We start from the raw sequence: 15,532 nt of genomic DNA, 5'->3' as shown, positions 1-15,532 counted from the left end.
ACCGCAGGGGGCCAAACGTTTCGGCGGGTCCGGGCGTCGAAGAAGCGTCGGTCGGTCACCGGGCCCTCGGGGGTACTTCCAGATGCGCACACGCCGTTCCACCGGCCCTGTCCACGCCCTGTCGGGGCTGCTGTTGGCGGCCGCGCTCGCGCTGACGGGATGTTCGGGCGACTCCGACACAAGCGGCGGCTCCGCCTCCGGCACCTCCGCCGCGCAGGAGGACCTGGGCAGCGGCGACAAGGCGGCCCGGGGCGAGGCGGAGTCGTCCGCCTCGGAGTTGACGGAGGGTCACATCATCCGTACCGCCGAGCTGACCGTGCGGGTGGAGGACGTCGACAAGGCGCTGCGCGCGGCCCGCACGACCACGCGGGACGCGGGCGGGTACGTGGGCGAGGAGAGCACCGTCCGCGACGACGGCGGCCCCGCGTACACCACGGTCACCCTGCGCGTGCCGGTGGCTGAGTACGACGCGGTGCTCGCGGACCTCCAGGGCGCGGGCGTGCTCCTTGGGCGGTCCGCGCGGGCGCGGGACGTCACGGACAAGGTCGTCGACGTGGAGAGCCGGGTGACCTCGCGGCGGGCGAGCGTGACACGCGTGCGCGCGCTGATGGAACGGGCCACGAAGCTGAGCGATGTGGTGGCGCTGGAGGAGCAGTTGAGCGACCGGGAGGCGGACCTGGAGGCGCTGCTCGCCCGGCAGGCGTCCCTGAAGGACCGGGTCGAGCTGGCGACCGTCACGCTCGATCTGACGGCCGGTGAGGCGAAGGAGGCGCCGAGGAGCAGCCCGGCTTCCTGGACGCGCCGGCGGGCGGCTGGGGCGCCTTCCTGACGTTTCTGCGCTGGATCGCCCTGGGCCGTCGGCGCGGCCCTGCCGTTCGCCGCGCCGACGGCCCTCCTGGTGTGGGCCTGGCTCAAGCTGGCCCGCCCCCGCCTGCGCCGCCGCCCGCCGACGGAACCCACGAACCCGCCGGACGACGCCGAACGCCCTTGACCGTGCCGGACGCCGATGCCACTCCGGGCTCAACACCCCACCCGGCAACGGCACTCACCTCGCCCGCGCTCGGCCCCACCGCCCGCTGCACTCCCGTGGCGACAGGGGGTTACGGGCCTACAGGACGCCGATGACGGCCCCGGACAGCGGCTGGGCCCGATGCGCCGCTCGTCGGCACGTCGCTGGCGTCGGGGTGCGGGCCCGGTGGGGCAAGGGAGAGGGCGCCGTAGCGTGGGGCCATGAACATGAATGGCGCGCGTGAGCGGCTGGTGGTGGTCGGTGGGGATGCCGCGGGGATGTCCGCGGCGTCGCGGGCGCGCCGGCTCAAGGGGCCGGACGAGTTGGAGATCGTGGCGTTCGAGCGGGGCCGTTTCAGCTCCTACTCGGCGTGCGGCATCCCGTACTGGGTGGGCGGCGAGGTGGCGGGCCCGGACGCCCTGATCGCGCGGACGCCCGAGGAGCACCGGGCCCGGGACATCGACCTGCGGATGCGCACCGAGGTCACGGAGATCGACGTGTCCGGCGGGCGGGTACGCGCGCGTGACGTCGATTCCGGAGCGGAGTCCTGGACGTCGTTCGACAAACTCGTGATCGCGACCGGTGCCCGGCCGGTGCGGCCCGAGCTGCCGGGGATGGACGCGGCCGGGGTGCACGGGGTGCAGACCCTGGAGGACGGGCAGGCGCTGCTCGACTCGCTGGCACGCACGCGTGGCCGGCGTGCCGTGGTCGTCGGGGCGGGCTACATCGGCGTGGAGATGGCCGAGGCGCTCCTGCATCGCGGCTACGAGGTGACGGTCGTCAACCGGGGCAGCGAGCCGATGTCCACGCTCGACCCGGACATGGGCCGCCTGGTGCACACGGCGATGACCGGGCTCGGCATCACGATGGTCGACGACGCCGAGGTGACGCGCCTGGAGACCGGCGAGGACGGCCGGGTGCGGGCGGTGGTCACGCGGGACGCCACGTACCCGGCGGACGTGGTGGTCCTCGGGATCGGGGTGCGGCCGGAGACGACGTTGGCCAAGGCTGCCGGGCTGCCGTTGGGGACGCACGGCGGGCTGCTGACGGACCTGGCGATGCGGGTGCGCGGGCACGCGAACATCTGGGCGGGCGGCGACTGTGTCGAGGTGCTCGACCTGGTGTCGGGGCAGGAGCGGCACATCGCGCTGGGCACGCACGCCAACAAGCACGGCCAGGTCATCGGCAGCAACGTCGGCGGCGGTTACGCGACCTTCCCGGGCGTCGTCGGTACGGCGGTCAGCAAGGTGTGCGACCTGGAGATCGCCCGTACGGGACTGCGCGAGAAGGACGCCGACCGGGTGGGGCTGCGCTACGAGACGGTGACCGTCGAGTCGACGAACAGCGCGGGCTACTACCCGAACGCGTCCCCGATGACCGTCAAGATGCTCGCCGAACGGCGTACCGGGCGGCTCCTCGGTGTGCAGATCGTCGGCCGTGAGGGCGCCGCCAAGCGCGTGGACATCGCGGCGGTGGCCCTCACGGCCCGGATGACGGTGGAGCAGATGACGGCCCTCGACCTGGGGTACGCGCCGCCGTTCTCCCCGGTGTGGGACCCGGTGCTGGTGGCCGCCCGCAAGGCCGCGACAAAAGTGCGGGGAACCTGAGCGGGCGGGTCCTAGGCCGAGCCGTTGATCCTCTCGATGGCCTGGCGCGCCTGTTCGGCGGGCGGGCGGGGTGGCAGCGAGGAGACGGCCGCGGCGGGCGGCACCGCGCTCGGCTGCTCTCCTGCCGGTGTGGCGTGGCTGGCGGCGGGCCGGGTGGAGCGCAGCCGGTTGCTCACCGCCTCGTCGAGGGTGACCGGCCGGTGCAGCTGGGCGGCGAGCCGTCCGGCCTCCTGGCCCAGCCTGGCCACGTCCTCCCAGGGCAGCCGGAGCACGAGCGAGATCTCCGCCTCGCCGTCCGGCAGCGCCTGCATCATGGGGGTGCCTCGGTCGTTCATCGTCTGATCCTCACGTCGTCCCCGCGACGCGCCTTCCCCGTGCCGCGAGCGGTTGAGGAGACATACGCGGTGGCGGAGGGGCGCGTTCACCGGTTCGCCCGGCGCAGCGCGGGCACTACTTCTGTGTGGTCATCCCCGTCCATGACGTCAACCCCGTGCGCCGCACGCCGTATGTGACGTATGCGCTGATCTTCGCGAACGTCCTGGTCTTCCTCTATCTGCCCGGCCTCGCGGGGTCGGTGGCGGGCGACAGCACGTTGTCGCAGACCTGCCATCTCCAGGCGTTCATGGACCATTACGCGCTCATACCAAGAGAGTTGATCCACCATCAGTTCCCGCAGCTGGTGCCGAACGGCGAGATCGGCACGGGCGTGCACGGCGGCGGGTGCGTGGTGGCGCCGCCGACCTACGACAAGTCCCCGGCGCTGTCCGTGCTCACCTCGATGTTCCTGCACGGCGGCTGGCTGCACCTGCTGGGCAACATGCTGTTCCTGCTGATCTTCGGCAACAACGTCGAGGACCGGATGGGACACATCCGTTTCGCGCTCTTCTATGTCGTCTGCGGCTACGCGGCCTCCTACGGCTTCGCGCTGCTCAACTCCGACTCCGCCGACCCGCTGATCGGCGCCTCGGGGGCGATCGCGGGGGTCCTGGGCGCCTATCTGGTGCTGTATCCGAAGGCCAGGGTGTGGGTCCTGGTGCCGTTCCTGGTGTTCCTGCCGCTGCGGCTGCCGGCCTGGCTGGTGCTGGGCTTCTGGTTCGTGCTCCAGGCGTTCTACTCGTCCGGCGACGGAGTCTTGGACGCGGCCGGAACGGTGGCGTACGCGGCGCACGTCGTCGGGTTCCTCGTCGGCATGCTGATCGCCTGGCCGCTGCGCCGGGGCACCCCGCCCCCGCCGGAACCGCGCGGCCTGCTCTTCGGCAGACGCGCGCGGAACCGGCCCTCCTGGTGACCGCCTCCGACTACTTCGCCGTCAGCGTGTGGACGTGGTCCACGAGCCGGGTGAGGGAGTCGGGGTCGGTGGACGGCATCACGCCGTGGCCTAGGTTGAAGACGTGGCCTTCGAGGCCCGCCGCGCTGTCCAGCACCTCGCGCGTCTTGGCCTCGACCGCCTCGGTGCCGGCGAACAGGACCGTCGGGTCGAGGTTGCCCTGCAACGCCTTGCCGGGGCCGACCCGGCGGACGGCCTCGTCGAGCGGCACCCGCCAGTCGACGCCGACGACGTCCGCGCCGGCCTCGCCCATCAGCCCCAGCAGCTCACCGGTGCCGACGCCGAAGTGGATGCGCGGGACGCCGTATCCGGCGACGGCGTCGAACACCTTGGCGGAGGCGGGCATCACCGAGCGCCGGTAGTCGACGGGGGCCAGCGCGCCGGCCCACGAGTCGAAGAGCTGGACGGCGCTGGCCCCGGCCTCGATCTGCACCTGGAGGAAGACGGAGGTGATCGCCGCGAGCCGGTCGAGCAGGTCGGCCCAGAGCTGCGGGTCGCCGTACATCATGGCCTTGGCGTTCTCGTAGGTCCGCGACGGGCCGCCCTCGACGAGGTAGCTCGCCAGGGTGAACGGCGCCCCGGCGAAGCCGATCAGGGGGGTGGCGCCCAGCTCCCGGGTGAGCAGCCCGATCGCCTCGGTGACGTACGAGACGTCCTCGGGGGTGAGGTCGCGCAGCCGCTCCAGGTCGGCGCGGGTGCGCACGGGCTGCTCGACGACGGGTCCGACGCCCGGCTTGATGTCGAGGTCGATCCCGATGGCCTTGAGCGGGACGACGATGTCGCTGAAGTAGATCGCCGCGTCCACGTGGTGCCGGCGCACGGGCTGGAGCGTGATCTCGGTGACCAGCTCGGGCCGCATGCAGGACTCCAGCATCGGGATGCCCTGGCGCACCTTGCGGTACTCAGGCAACGAGCGTCCCGCCTGTCGCATGAACCAGACGGGAGTGTGCGGCACAGGTTCCCGCCGACAGGCCTTCAGGAAGGCGGAGTCATAGGTGGCGGACGGCGGCTGGCCCGTGGTGGGGCTGTCGTTGACACTCACGCAGAGAGTCTCCCACGAGGCCGGTGCCGGGTTTCGACGGGTTCGGCGCCGGTGACCTCGCCCACGGCGCCCGCGAGCCGGGGTGTCTGGCCCGCGCCGGGGCGCGGGTCCCCTAATCTTCCGGCATGGCTGCGGCTCAGGGACGACTCTCGGACGGCGCTGACGGAAAGAACGGCATGGGGGAGGGAGAAGGACATGCGGGCAGTACGGCCCCACCCGCGTTCCGGACCGCTGTCGAGGCGCTGCGCGCCGCGCGGCTGCGGCCCCAGATCGAGATCGAGCCCACCCGGGCCCCGCAGCGCCTGGCGCCCTTCGCGTACGCGCTGGAGGCGACCGTCGTCGACGACGACGACGATCTGGCCGACGGGCGTCTGGTGCTGTTGCACGACCCGGCCGGGCACGACGCCTGGCGGGGTTCCTTCCGGCTGGTGACGCTGGTGCGCGCGGAGCTGGAGGCGGAGATGGCCGCCGATCCGCTGCTGCCCGAGGTGTGCTGGTCGTGGCTGACCGGCGCGCTCCAGGGGCGCGGGCTGTCCTGCGGGGAGCCGAGCGGGACGGTGACGCGGGCGAGTTCGCACTACTTCGGCGGGCTGTCGGAGCGGCCGGCCACCTCACAGATCGAGATCCGGGCCTCCTGGACGCCGCGCGAGGGCCTGGGCGGGGTGCCGGACACGGCGGCGCACCTGGCGTCCTGGTGCGATCTGCTGGCCCAGGTCGGCGGGCTGCCGCCGGCCGGTCCCGGTGACGCGTCGGTGGTGGCGCTGCCCCAACGTCGGGGTCCTCAGTCGCACTGACCCGAGTGTTGACCGTCTCTTTGTCGATACGGCCACTTTCAGTCAGACCGAGATCTCGAACGAACCGATTCGCGCGCCGAACGATCGATCGCGTGTCCGAATTGCACTAATTGTTACTCACTAGATCGTGATCTTTCTCTAAAGGACTCCGGGTTCGGTGCCGAAGACGTCTGTGACCTTCAAAGCCGTCCCGCACCCCAGGAGGCCTGGTGTCCGTTCTCCTTGAGCAGCCCGCAAGCCTGGTCGCCTACCGCCCGAACAAGCCGACCGCCATGGTGGTCGTGGCCGACCCCCGCGTCCGCTCCACCGTCACCCGCCACCTGTGGGCGCTCGGTGTTCGCGACGTCATCGAGGCCTCGTCCGTCGCGGAGGCTCGTCCCCGCATCGGCAACCCCCGCGACATCTGTGTCGCCGACGTCCACCTCCCCGACGGCTCCGGCCTCACGCTCCTCTCGGAGACCCGCGCCGCGGGCTGGCCCAACGGCCTCGCCCTCTCCGCCGCCGACGACATCGGCGCCGTCCGCAACGCTCTCGCCGGCGGCGTCAAGGGATACGTCGTCACCGGCACCCGTACCAACGTCGGACTCCCCAGCCGACCCGGCGCCGCCCCCATCGGCGCCGGACCCCGGATGCACCGCCGCCCCCCGGGCGCCCCGAGCCACCCGGGCGGCTACCGCGAACTCTCCGGCCGTGAGGTCGAGGTGCTGCGCCTGGTCGCCGAGGGACAGTCCAACAAGGCCATCGGCGTCTCGATGGGCCTGTCCGCGCTGACCGTCAAGAGCCACCTCGCCCGCATCGCGCGCAAGCTCGGCACGGGTGACCGGGCCGGCATGGTCGCGGTGGCCCTGCGCACCGGCATCATCCACTGACCGACACCCCGTTCACGGAGATGAACGGCCTCCGCCCCTGACCCCGCCCCCTCCCCCACCTCCGTGAACCCCGCGGTTCATCGAGCTGACTGGTTTGCGACCCCTTGGCGCCCGTCGACGGAACGTTACGTCGACGGGCGCCGTCCATACACAGATAGTCTTGACAGGTGACCGACGCCCAAGAGACCGCAGCAGACAGCTCACTGCGAACCGCCGGAGGCGCTCCTCCGGACGGCGGGACCTCTGATTCGGGTACCCCGGGCTCCGCGCCCGGCCCGGAGCCCACGCCCCTGCTCGAACCCCGTGAGGGGGTACCGCCGGTCGTCACCGACGCGGACGCCCTCGCCGAGGTGATCGCCGCCTTCGCCGCCGGCACCGGCCCCGTCGCCGTGGACGCCGAGCGCGCCTCCGGCTACCGCTACGGGCAGCGCGCGTATCTGGTGCAGCTGCGCCGCGAAGGCGCCGGAACGGCCCTCATCGACCCCGTCGGCTGCCCCGACCTGTCCGGGCTCGACGCGGCCCTGGACGGCGTCGAGTGGGTGCTGCACGCGGCCACCCAGGACCTGCCGTGCCTGCGCGAGATAGGCATGGTGCCCACCCGGCTCTTCGACACCGAGCTGGCCGGACGGCTCGCCGGGTTCCCCCGGGTCGGCCTCGGCGCGATGGTCGAGGGCGTCCTCGGTTATGTGCTGGAGAAGGGCCACTCCGCCGTCGACTGGTCGACCCGCCCGCTGCCCGAACCCTGGCTGCGGTACGCGGCGCTCGACGTGGAGCTGCTGGTCGATCTGCGCGACGCGCTGGAGAAGGAACTGGACCGGCAGGGCAAGCTGGAGTGGGCCCGGCAGGAGTTCGACGCGATCGCGTCCGCGCCGCCGCCCGAGCCGCGCAAGGACCCCTGGCGGCGCACGTCCGGCATGCACAAGGTGCGGCGCAGGCGGCAGTTGGCCGTGGTGCGGGAGCTGTGGGAGACCCGGGACCGGATCGCGCAGCGGCGCGATGTGTCGCCGGGCAAGGTGCTCGGGGACGCGGCGATCGTGGAGGCGGCGCTCGCCGTTCCCGCCACCGTGCACGCGCTGTCCGCGCTGAACGGGTTCGGGCATCGGATGGGGCGGCGGCAGCTGGAGCAGTGGCAGGCCGCGGTGGATCGGGCCAAGGCGTTGCCCGACGGCGCCTTGCCGCAGCCCGGGCAGCCCGTGACGGGGCCGCCGCCGCCGCGCGCCTGGGCGGACAAGGACCCGGCCGCCGCGGCTCGGCTGTCCGCCGCGCGCGCGGGGGTCTCCGCTCTTGCCGAGCGGCTCAATCTGCCGCAGGAGAATCTGATCACGCCGGATACCGTGCGGCGGGTGTGCTGGGAGCCGCCTCAGCTCGTCGACGCCGGGGCCATCGGGGAGGCGCTGGCCGGGCACGGGGCGCGGGCGTGGCAGGTCGAGCTGGTCACTCCGGTGCTGGTGGAGGCGCTCACCACGTCCGCGCCGTGAGGCGGGGCGGGGGTGCCTTGGCCGTGCGGGTGCGCTGAGGGTGCGGGTGCGGGTGCGGGTGCGGGTGTGCTGGAGAGTGCGGGTCCGTTGTGGGTTTTGCGCAGTTCCCCGCGCCCCTGAGATGGGGGGGTGCACGCCCGTGCGGATGTGCCGGCCCGGTGGGGGCTGGTCGCGGCCGCGCGGCGGAGCCGCACATTGATACAGCCCCGCGCCCCTGGGATGGAGGGTGCACGCCCGTGCGGATGCGCGGGCCGGTGGGGGCTGGTCGCGGCCGCGCGGCGGAGCCGCACATTGATACAGCCCCGCGCCCCTTTTCGGCGTCGGTCCTGGCGTCCTTTGGAAGGGGCCGTGCGTCCCCTTGAGGTGGCGTGTCATCTTGTCGCGCCGGTGGTGAAGCCGTTGTAGATGTAGCGCTGTAGGGCCAGGAAGACGATCAGGGTGGGGAGGATGACCAGGATGGTTCCCGCCGAGATGATCTCCCAGTGGGCTCCGAAGGGGCCTCGGAAGCGGAAGAGGGACGTCGAGATCACGCCAAGGTCGTCGGACGGCATGTACAGGAACGGGATGTAGAAGTCGTTGTAGACGGCTATGCCCTTGACGATCACCACCGTCGCCACCGCCGGTTTCAGGAGCGGGAAGATGATCTTGCGGTAGATGGTGAACGCGTTGGCGCCGTCCAGGCGGGCCGCCTCGTCCAGGGACGTGGGGATGGACCGGACGAACTGGAGAAAGATGTAGATCGAGACGATGTCCGTGCCCATGTAGAGGGCGATCGGGGCCCAGCGGGTGTCGAACATGCCGAAGCTGTTGACGATCTGGAAGGTCGCCACCTGCGTGGTGACGCCAGGGACCAGGGCCGCCAGCAGGAAGAGCGCCACCACCAGTTTCTTCAGGCGGAACGCGAAACGGTCGATGGCATACGCGGCCATCGAGCCGATCAGGACCGTGCCTCCCACCGAGAACACCAGGATGAACGCCGTGTTCACGAAGGACAGAAGCATACGGCCGTCCTGAAAAGCCGTCATGTAGTTGTGGAGGTCGAACGGATCGTCCGGGAGCGTCAGGGCGCCGCTGTCGTTGGCCACCTCTCTCGCCGACTTGAGGGAGGTCATCAGGACCACGCCCAGGGGGAGGAGGACCACCAGTGCCGCTGCGATCAGGGACGCGTAGACCAGGGTGCGGGCCAGTGCGCGGCGGGTCATACGAGGTCCACCCTGTCGTCGGGGACGAGACGCCGTTGCAGCCAGGTCACCGCCAGGATGATCAGCAGCAGCACCACGGCGGCGGCCGAGGCGAGGCCCGTCTTGTTGAACTGGAAGGCCAGCTTCACGGTCTGGATCACGAAGGTCTCGGTGCCGGTCGCCCCGCCGGTCATGATGTACGGGATGTCGAACGCCGACAGCGACCCGGAGATCGACAGGATCACCGCGAGGGTCAGCACGGGCTTGATGCCGGGGGCGATGATGTGGCGGAACTGCTGCCAGCGGCTCGCCCCGTCCAGTTCGGCGGCCTCGTACAGCTCGCCCGGGATGGACTGGATGGCGCCGAGGAACAGCACGAAGGTGAGGCCCGTGTAGCGCCACACGGAGACACCGGCGAGCGAGAGGTTCGCGGAGACCGGGTCGCCGAGCCAGGCGTGGTCGCTGTGGTGGCCGAAGAGCGCGAGGACCGAGTCGAGGGTGCCGCCGTCCTGGAAGAAGTAGAGGAAGACGAAGCCGATCGCCACACCGTTGATCAGGTACGGGAAGAACAGCAGGCCCTTGAAGAAGTTCCGGAAGCGGACGTCGAAGCTCAGGATCGTCGCGAAGTAGAGGGCGACGACGATCTGTACCGCCGAGGCGGCCAGGTAGTAGCCGCTGACGAAGAACACCTCGAACAGCTCGGGGCGGGTGAAGAGTTCGGTGTAGTTGCCGGTGCCCGTGTAGTGCAGTTCGGGGCTGACGCCGTCCCAGTCGGTGAAGCTGTACGCGACCATGTTGATGATCGGCGCATACGTGAAGACCACCAGAAGCGTCAGAGGGATGAGGAGAAAGAGCCAGGGCGTGAGGGCCCGCCAGGTGCGGGGGCGACGGGAGGTGACCGGGGGTGTCGTGGATGCGGCAGGGGGCGTGCGGACGGTGTCCGTCATCGGGAGTCCACCGTGCGGCGGGCCTGGGACCACTTCTCGCTCAGGCCGGTGAGGAAGCCGTTCAGGTCTCCCTCGCGGGCGCCGCGGGCCAGGTCGACCAGGTCCTGGCGGTAGTCGGGCTTGTAGAGGCCGATCTCGGACTGGTCGTCGATCTCCTTGACGGCGGCGCCCTCGGAGTCGTCGAGTTCGATGAACTTCACGCCCTCGTCCTCGTACGGCTTGAGGACCGTGGGCAGGGGGGCGTCCTTGAGCGGGGAGATCGCGAGGTTGTCCTCGGCGTAGCCGGACTTGTCGGTGAACCAGTCGAGCCAGGCGCGGGCGGCCTCCTTGTGCGGGGAGTGGACATTGACGGCCTGGTTGTAGTCCGGGCCGACAACCGCGCAGTATTTCCCGTCCACTTGGGCCGGGAACGGCATGAAGCCGATGTCGTCGGGGTCCGTGCCGGCCTGTCGCGCGGCGTCCTGGAACTGGATGACCGCCCAGGTGCCCAGCCACTGGGTGGCGATCTGTCCCTTGGCGAGACGCGGCTTGGAGGCCTCCCAGTTGGTGGTGCTCGGGTCCTTCTCGGCCAGGCCCTGGTGAACGATGTCGTAGAGCAGGGTGTCGCCGACGCGCAGGTCGGCGCCCTCGGCCCAGGGGTCGCCGTCGGCGAGCCGGGTGGTGGCGCCCCGGTCGCAGCCGACCGAGCCGTCGACGTAGGTCCAGGAGGTCAGCGGCCACTGGGCGGCGAAGTTGGTGTAGTACGGCACCGCGTCGGTCTTCGCCTTGATCGCCTTGAGGTCGGCGAGGAACTGCGCCGGGGTGGTGGGCCAGCGCGTGACGCCGGCCTCGCGCCAGACCTTCTTGTTGTAGACGAAGCCCGGGGTCACGCCGATCGGGCTCTGGCCGTAGACCTTGCCGTCGACGGAGGTGAAGCCGGTGAAGCGGTAGGTCTCGGCGCGCTCGGCCGAACTGCCCAGGGAGGCGAAGAACTTGGGATAGTCGTTCTTCTTGATGACGGCCGGGATCAGCAGGACGTCACCGTAGTTCTCGGTGTTCATCCGGATCTTGACCTCGGCCTCGTAATTGGTGAGGGCCTCGAACTCGACCTTGACCTTCGGATAGGTCTTGTTGAACGCGGCGGCGTACTTCTTCATCGTGCCGTCCTGCACGAGGTCGGTGCGCACGGTGAGGACCTTGATGGTGCCGCTCACCTTGGCCGGGTCGTCGGGTGCCTTGGCGTCGGCGCCCCGGGTCGAGCCTCCGGCGCCGGTGCACCCCGAGGCCAGCAGGGCGGCTCCCACGGCGAGGGCGAGGACAGTACGGCGGAGCATGTGCGTCAACTCCGTTCAGGGGACGGACGAGCACCAGCGGGTTGGCTGATTCGGCACTCTGACAGCGCTTTCTTAACCGGTACAGTCCGAATTTCGCCAAGGTGGAGAAGAACTGACCGGTTGCTGGACTGGAACGGTTTAGGGAGTGCCCATGCTGGAGGCGACACCGCTCACCGAGGGTTGGGTCCTGCGCCACGAGGGGGCTGCCCTGCCGGCCGTGGTGCCGGGGTGCGTGCACACCGATCTGCTGGCCGCCGGGGTGATCCCGGACCCCTTTCTCGGACGCGCCGAGGCCGAGGTGGCGTGGGTGGGGCGGCGGGAGTGGGTCTACGAGACCGAGTTGCGGGCGAGTGCCGGGCCCGAGCAGAGCGACCTCGTCTTCGAGGGCCTGGACACGGCCGCCGAGATCCGGCTCGACGGGCGGCTGTTGGGCCGGACCAGGAACATGCACCGCTCCTACCGCTTCGACGTGACCGGTCTCGCGGGGCGGCTCTCCGTACGGTTCGCTTCCGCGTACACCGAGGCCGAGGCGGTCCGGGGCCGGCTCGGCGAACGCCCCGCCGCCTACGCCGAGCCCTACCCGTATCTGCGCAAGATGGCCTGCTCGTTCGGCTGGGACTGGGGGCCGACCCTGGTGACGGCCGGGATCTGGCGGCCGGTGCGGCTGGAGCACTGGTCGACGGCGCGGCTCGCCCGGGTGCGTCCGCTGGTGACCGTCCACGGCAGCGGGGGCGTCGTCGAGTTGAGGGTCGACGTCGAGCGGACGAGGGTCGAGGCCGGCCTGTCCGTGGAGGCGACGGTCGGCGGGGTGCGGGTGCGGGCCGGGGTCGACGGGACCAGCGGGACCGTACGTCTGGAGGTGCCGGACGTGCGGCTGTGGTGGCCGCGCGGGTACGGGGAACAGCCGCTGTACGACGTCGAGTTGACGTTGCTGCACGGGGACGAGGTGCTGGACGGGTGGCGGCGCCGGGTCGGGTTCCGGGACGTCGTCCTGGACACCTCCGCCGACGCGCACGGCACCGGGTTCACCCTCGTCGTCAACGGGGAGCGGCTGTTCGCGCGGGGGGTCAACTGGATTCCGGACGACGTGTTCCCCTCCCGCGTCACCCGCGAGCGCTACCGGACCCGGCTGCGGCAGGCCGCCGACGCGGGCGTGGACCTGGTGCGGGTGTGGGGCGGCGGGATCTATGAGAGTGCCGAGTTCTACGACGCCTGCGACGAGTTGGGGCTGCTGGTCTGGCAGGACTTCCCGTTCGCGTGCGCCGCGTATCCGGAGGAGCAGCCGTTGCGCGGGGAGGTGGAGGCCGAGGCGCGGGAGAACGTCGTCCGGCTGATGCCGCATCCCTCGCTGGTGCTGTGGAACGGCAACAACGAGAACCTGTGGGGGTTCCGGGACTGGGGGTGGGAGCCGGGGCTCGCCGGGGAGTCCTGGGGCGAGGGGTACTACCTGGGGGTGCTCCCGCGTGTGGTGGCCGAGTTGGACCCGACGCGGCCGTACACGGCGGGCAGTCCCTGGTCCGGTTCGTGGGAGCACCATCCGAACGATCCGGCGCACGGCACGCACCACTCCTGGGAGGTGTGGAACCGCACCGACTACGCCGACTATCTGCGGGATGTGCCGCGTTTTGTCGCGGAGTTCGGCTGGCAGGCACCGCCCGCGTACGCGACGCTGCGGCGGGCGCTGCCCGGTGAGGAACTGGCGCCCGACTCCCCCGGCATGCTGCACCACCAGAAGGCCGACGACGGCAACGGCAAGCTGGCGCGTGGGCTCGCCCGGCATTTCGCCCTGCCGGACGGGGACTTCGACCGCTGGCACTATCTGACGCAGGTCGTGCAGGCTCGGGCCGTCGCCGCCGGGATCGAGCACTGGCGGTCGCACTGGCCGGTGTGTGCGGGCACGGTGGTGTGGCAGCTCAACGACTGCTGGCCGGTGACCTCCTGGGCCGCGATCGACGGCGACGGGCGGGAGAAGCCGCTCTACCACGAGCTGCGGCGGCTGTACGCCGACCGGTTGCTCACCCTGCAACCACGGCCGCGCGGGCTGGTGCTGGCCCTGGTCAACCAGGCGGCCGGGGTGTGGAGCGGGAGGGTGCGGCTGCGGCGGATGTCCGTCGACGGCACGGTGCTCGGCGAGGAGGAGGTGGCCTTCCGGGCGGCGGGGCGTGCGGTCGGCGAGGTGCCTGTGGCGCGGGAGTTGGTGCCCGACGGGGCGAAGGAGTTCCTGGTCGCCGACGCGGGTGGGCTGCGGGCCGTGCGCTTCCCGGTCGCCGATCGTGACATCCCCTATCCGCGGCCGGAGTTCGACGTGGCGGTCGCGCCGGGCGGGGTCACGGTGACGGCCCACACCCTCGTTCGGGATCTGCTGCTCCAGGCGGACCGGCTGCACCCGGACGCGCGGGCCGACCGGGGTCTTGTCACGCTGCTGCCCGGGGAGCGGGTCACCATCGGGGTGCGGGGCTGGGACGCCGTCGCGGATACCGACGCGGTGCGGGCCGCGCTGTACTGCGTGCAGAGCCTGCGGTGACGAGCGCCCGCGTCACCATCAAGGAGGTCGCGGCGCGGGCCGGGGTGTCCAAGGGGGCCGTCTCTCTCGCCTTCAACCACAAGCCGGGGCTGTCCGAGGCGACCCGGGAACGGATCTTCCGGGCGGCGCGGGAGCTGGGGTGGGCGCCGAATCCGACGGCGCGGACGTTGGCGGGGTCGCGGGTGGACGTGGTGGGGCTCGCGATCTGCCGGCCGGCCCGGCTGCTCGGGCTCGAACCCTTCTACATGGAGTTCGTGTCCGGGGTGGAGAGTGTGCTGACGGAGCACTCCTGCTCGTTGCTGCTGCGGCTGGTGCGGAGCGTGAAGGAGGAGGCGGGGCTGCTGGAGACGTGGTGGCGGGCGCGGCAGATCGGCGGGGCGATCCTGGTCGACCTGCGGGCCGACGATCCGCGCGTGGCCGTTGCCGAGCGGCTCGGGCTGCCGGTGGTGGCGGTCGGGCATCCGTCGTTGGCCGGGGGGCTCACGGCGGTCTGGACGGACGACGCGACGGCGGTGCGGGAGGCTGTGCGGTACTTGGCCGCGCTCGGGCATCGGCGGATCGCCCGGGTGGGTGGGGCGGCGGGGCTGGGGCATACGGCGATCCGGGCGGCGGCGTTCGAGGAAGTGGCGGGAGCGGTGGGGCTCGCCGGGGCGTGGCAGGTCAGTACGGATTACTCCGGGGAGGCGGGGGCTCGGGCGACGCGGGGGTTGTTGATGGCGGGGGGTGTGGGGCGGCCCACGGCGATTGTGTACGACAACGACATCATGGCGGTGGCTGGGCTCTCCGTTGCCTCGGAGATGGGGCTTGCCGTGCCGGGGGATGTGTCGTTGTTGGCGTGGGACGACTCGCAGTTGTGCCGGCTCACTCATCCGACGTTGTCGGCGATGAGTCATGACGTGTATGGGTTTGGGGCGGAGGTTGCTCGAACGTTGTTCGGGAGGGCGGGCGGGGGCCCGGTGGAAGGGCGGTCACATCCTGTGGTGACGCCGGTTCTGGTGCCTCGGGGGTCCACGGCGCGGCCACGGTGACGGTCCGTGCGGGGGCGTGAGTGAGGCTGCGGGGCGGTGGAGATTTGCGCAGTTCCCCGCGCCCCTGGGGTGCGTCGTTGCCGTGCGCGCTGTGAGCAGTCTGCGGGTGCGTTGTGGAGTGCGGGTGCGTTGTGGAGTGCGGGTGCGTTGTGGAGTGCGGGTGCGTTGTGGCTGGTCGCGCCGTTCCCCGCGCCCCTTTTCGGCGATGCCCGGAGGCGGCTCGATAGGCTCGCGGACCTCGTCGCGCCCGCGCGGCGGAGCCGCATATCGAAACAGCCCCGCGCCCCTTAGCGGCGATGCCCGGAGGTCGCTTGATGGGCTCGCGGACCTCGTCGCGCCCGCGCGGCGGAGCCGCATATCGAAACAGCCCCGCGCCCCTTAGCGGCGATGCCCGGAGGTCGCTTGATGGGCTC

At 71.4% G+C, this 15,532-nt stretch carries 13 protein-coding genes; 8 read left to right on the top strand and 5 right to left on the bottom strand.

Annotated elements, in window-relative coordinates:
- The first annotated feature begins 82 nt into the window (after positions 1–82).
- Together ACIQOU_RS04985 and ACIQOU_RS04980 are read left to right on the top strand one after the other, a co-directional pair.
- Entirely contained in the window at positions 83–829 is a 747-nt protein-coding gene (locus ACIQOU_RS04985) for a DUF4349 domain-containing protein (protein ID WP_401533934.1), read from the top strand.
- A 401-nt stretch (positions 830–1,230) separates the two neighbouring features.
- On the top strand, positions 1,231–2,616 hold the full coding sequence (locus tag ACIQOU_RS04980) for an FAD-dependent oxidoreductase (RefSeq protein ID WP_401533933.1): 1,386 nt from the start codon (positions 1,231–1,233) through the stop codon (positions 2,614–2,616).
- An 11-nt stretch (positions 2,617–2,627) separates the two neighbouring features.
- Here ACIQOU_RS04980 and ACIQOU_RS04975 read toward each other — a convergent pair whose 3' ends face one another.
- Positions 2,628–2,951, bottom strand: coding sequence for a hypothetical protein (locus ACIQOU_RS04975; protein WP_401533932.1), 324 nt, complete (start codon positions 2,949–2,951; stop codon positions 2,628–2,630).
- 125 nt (positions 2,952–3,076) lie between these two features.
- On the opposite strand from ACIQOU_RS04975, the gene ACIQOU_RS04970 reads away from it, so the two are divergent.
- Complete coding sequence (locus tag ACIQOU_RS04970; RefSeq protein WP_401533931.1) at positions 3,077–3,904, top strand: rhomboid family intramembrane serine protease; 828 nt, start codon at positions 3,077–3,079, stop codon at positions 3,902–3,904.
- Positions 3,905–3,914: 10 nt separating this feature from the next.
- Here the strand turns inward: ACIQOU_RS04970 and hemE are convergent, their stop codons facing one another.
- The gene (gene hemE / locus ACIQOU_RS04965) at positions 3,915–4,985 is read right to left on the bottom strand and encodes a uroporphyrinogen decarboxylase (protein ID WP_401533930.1); all 1,071 of its coding nucleotides are present in this window, start codon (positions 4,983–4,985) and stop codon (positions 3,915–3,917) included.
- A gap of 125 nt (positions 4,986–5,110) precedes the next feature.
- On the opposite strand from hemE, the gene ACIQOU_RS04960 reads away from it, so the two are divergent.
- The 3 genes from ACIQOU_RS04960 (at position 5,111) to ACIQOU_RS04950 (ending at position 8,126) form a co-directional block, all read left to right on the top strand.
- The gene (locus ACIQOU_RS04960) at positions 5,111–5,779 is read left to right on the top strand and encodes a DUF3000 domain-containing protein (protein ID WP_401533928.1); all 669 of its coding nucleotides are present in this window, start codon (positions 5,111–5,113) and stop codon (positions 5,777–5,779) included.
- 209 nt (positions 5,780–5,988) lie between these two features.
- Positions 5,989–6,648, top strand: a complete 660-nt coding sequence (locus ACIQOU_RS04955) for a LuxR C-terminal-related transcriptional regulator (protein ID WP_401533926.1) — start codon at positions 5,989–5,991, stop codon at positions 6,646–6,648.
- A gap of 167 nt (positions 6,649–6,815) precedes the next feature.
- The gene (locus ACIQOU_RS04950; protein ID WP_401533925.1) at positions 6,816–8,126 is read left to right on the top strand and encodes a ribonuclease D; all 1,311 of its coding nucleotides are present in this window, start codon (positions 6,816–6,818) and stop codon (positions 8,124–8,126) included.
- A gap of 371 nt (positions 8,127–8,497) precedes the next feature.
- On the opposite strand, the gene ACIQOU_RS04945 is transcribed toward ACIQOU_RS04950, so the two are convergent.
- The 3 genes from ACIQOU_RS04945 to ACIQOU_RS04935 are packed head-to-tail and all read right to left on the bottom strand — an operon-like array spanning position 8,498 to position 11,567.
- A complete protein-coding gene (locus tag ACIQOU_RS04945) occupies positions 8,498–9,328 on the bottom strand; it encodes a carbohydrate ABC transporter permease (RefSeq protein ID WP_401533924.1) in 831 nt (276 codons plus the stop codon).
- Positions 9,325–10,254 carry a carbohydrate ABC transporter permease gene (locus ACIQOU_RS04940; protein WP_401533922.1) on the bottom strand — a complete coding sequence of 310 codons (930 nt, stop codon included), beginning with the start codon at positions 10,252–10,254 and terminating at the stop codon, positions 9,325–9,327. The genes ACIQOU_RS04945 and ACIQOU_RS04940 overlap by 4 nt, the downstream gene beginning before the upstream one ends.
- Positions 10,251–11,567 (bottom strand): ABC transporter substrate-binding protein, encoded by a 1,317-nt coding sequence (locus tag ACIQOU_RS04935; protein WP_401533921.1) that lies wholly within the window; start codon positions 11,565–11,567, stop codon positions 10,251–10,253. The genes ACIQOU_RS04940 and ACIQOU_RS04935 overlap by 4 nt, the downstream gene beginning before the upstream one ends.
- 151 nt (positions 11,568–11,718) lie before the next feature.
- Here ACIQOU_RS04935 and ACIQOU_RS04930 point away from each other — a divergent pair, with 151 nt between their 5' ends.
- Positions 11,719–14,091, top strand: a complete 2,373-nt coding sequence (locus ACIQOU_RS04930; RefSeq protein ID WP_401533920.1) for a glycoside hydrolase family 2 protein — start codon at positions 11,719–11,721, stop codon at positions 14,089–14,091.
- A complete protein-coding gene (locus ACIQOU_RS04925) occupies positions 14,088–15,119 on the top strand; it encodes a LacI family DNA-binding transcriptional regulator (RefSeq protein ID WP_401533919.1) in 1,032 nt (343 codons plus the stop codon). Before ACIQOU_RS04930 ends, ACIQOU_RS04925 begins: the two co-directional genes overlap by 4 nt.
- The last annotated feature ends 413 nt before the right edge of the window (positions 15,120–15,532 follow it).

The sequence above is a fragment of the Streptomyces sp. NPDC091279 genome (genome assembly GCF_044757465.1).
Classification (GTDB): Bacteria; Actinomycetota; Actinomycetes; order Streptomycetales; family Streptomycetaceae; genus Streptomyces.
The sequence above is the reverse complement of the archived record's forward strand: the minus strand, read 5'-3'. Positions and strand labels throughout refer to the sequence as shown.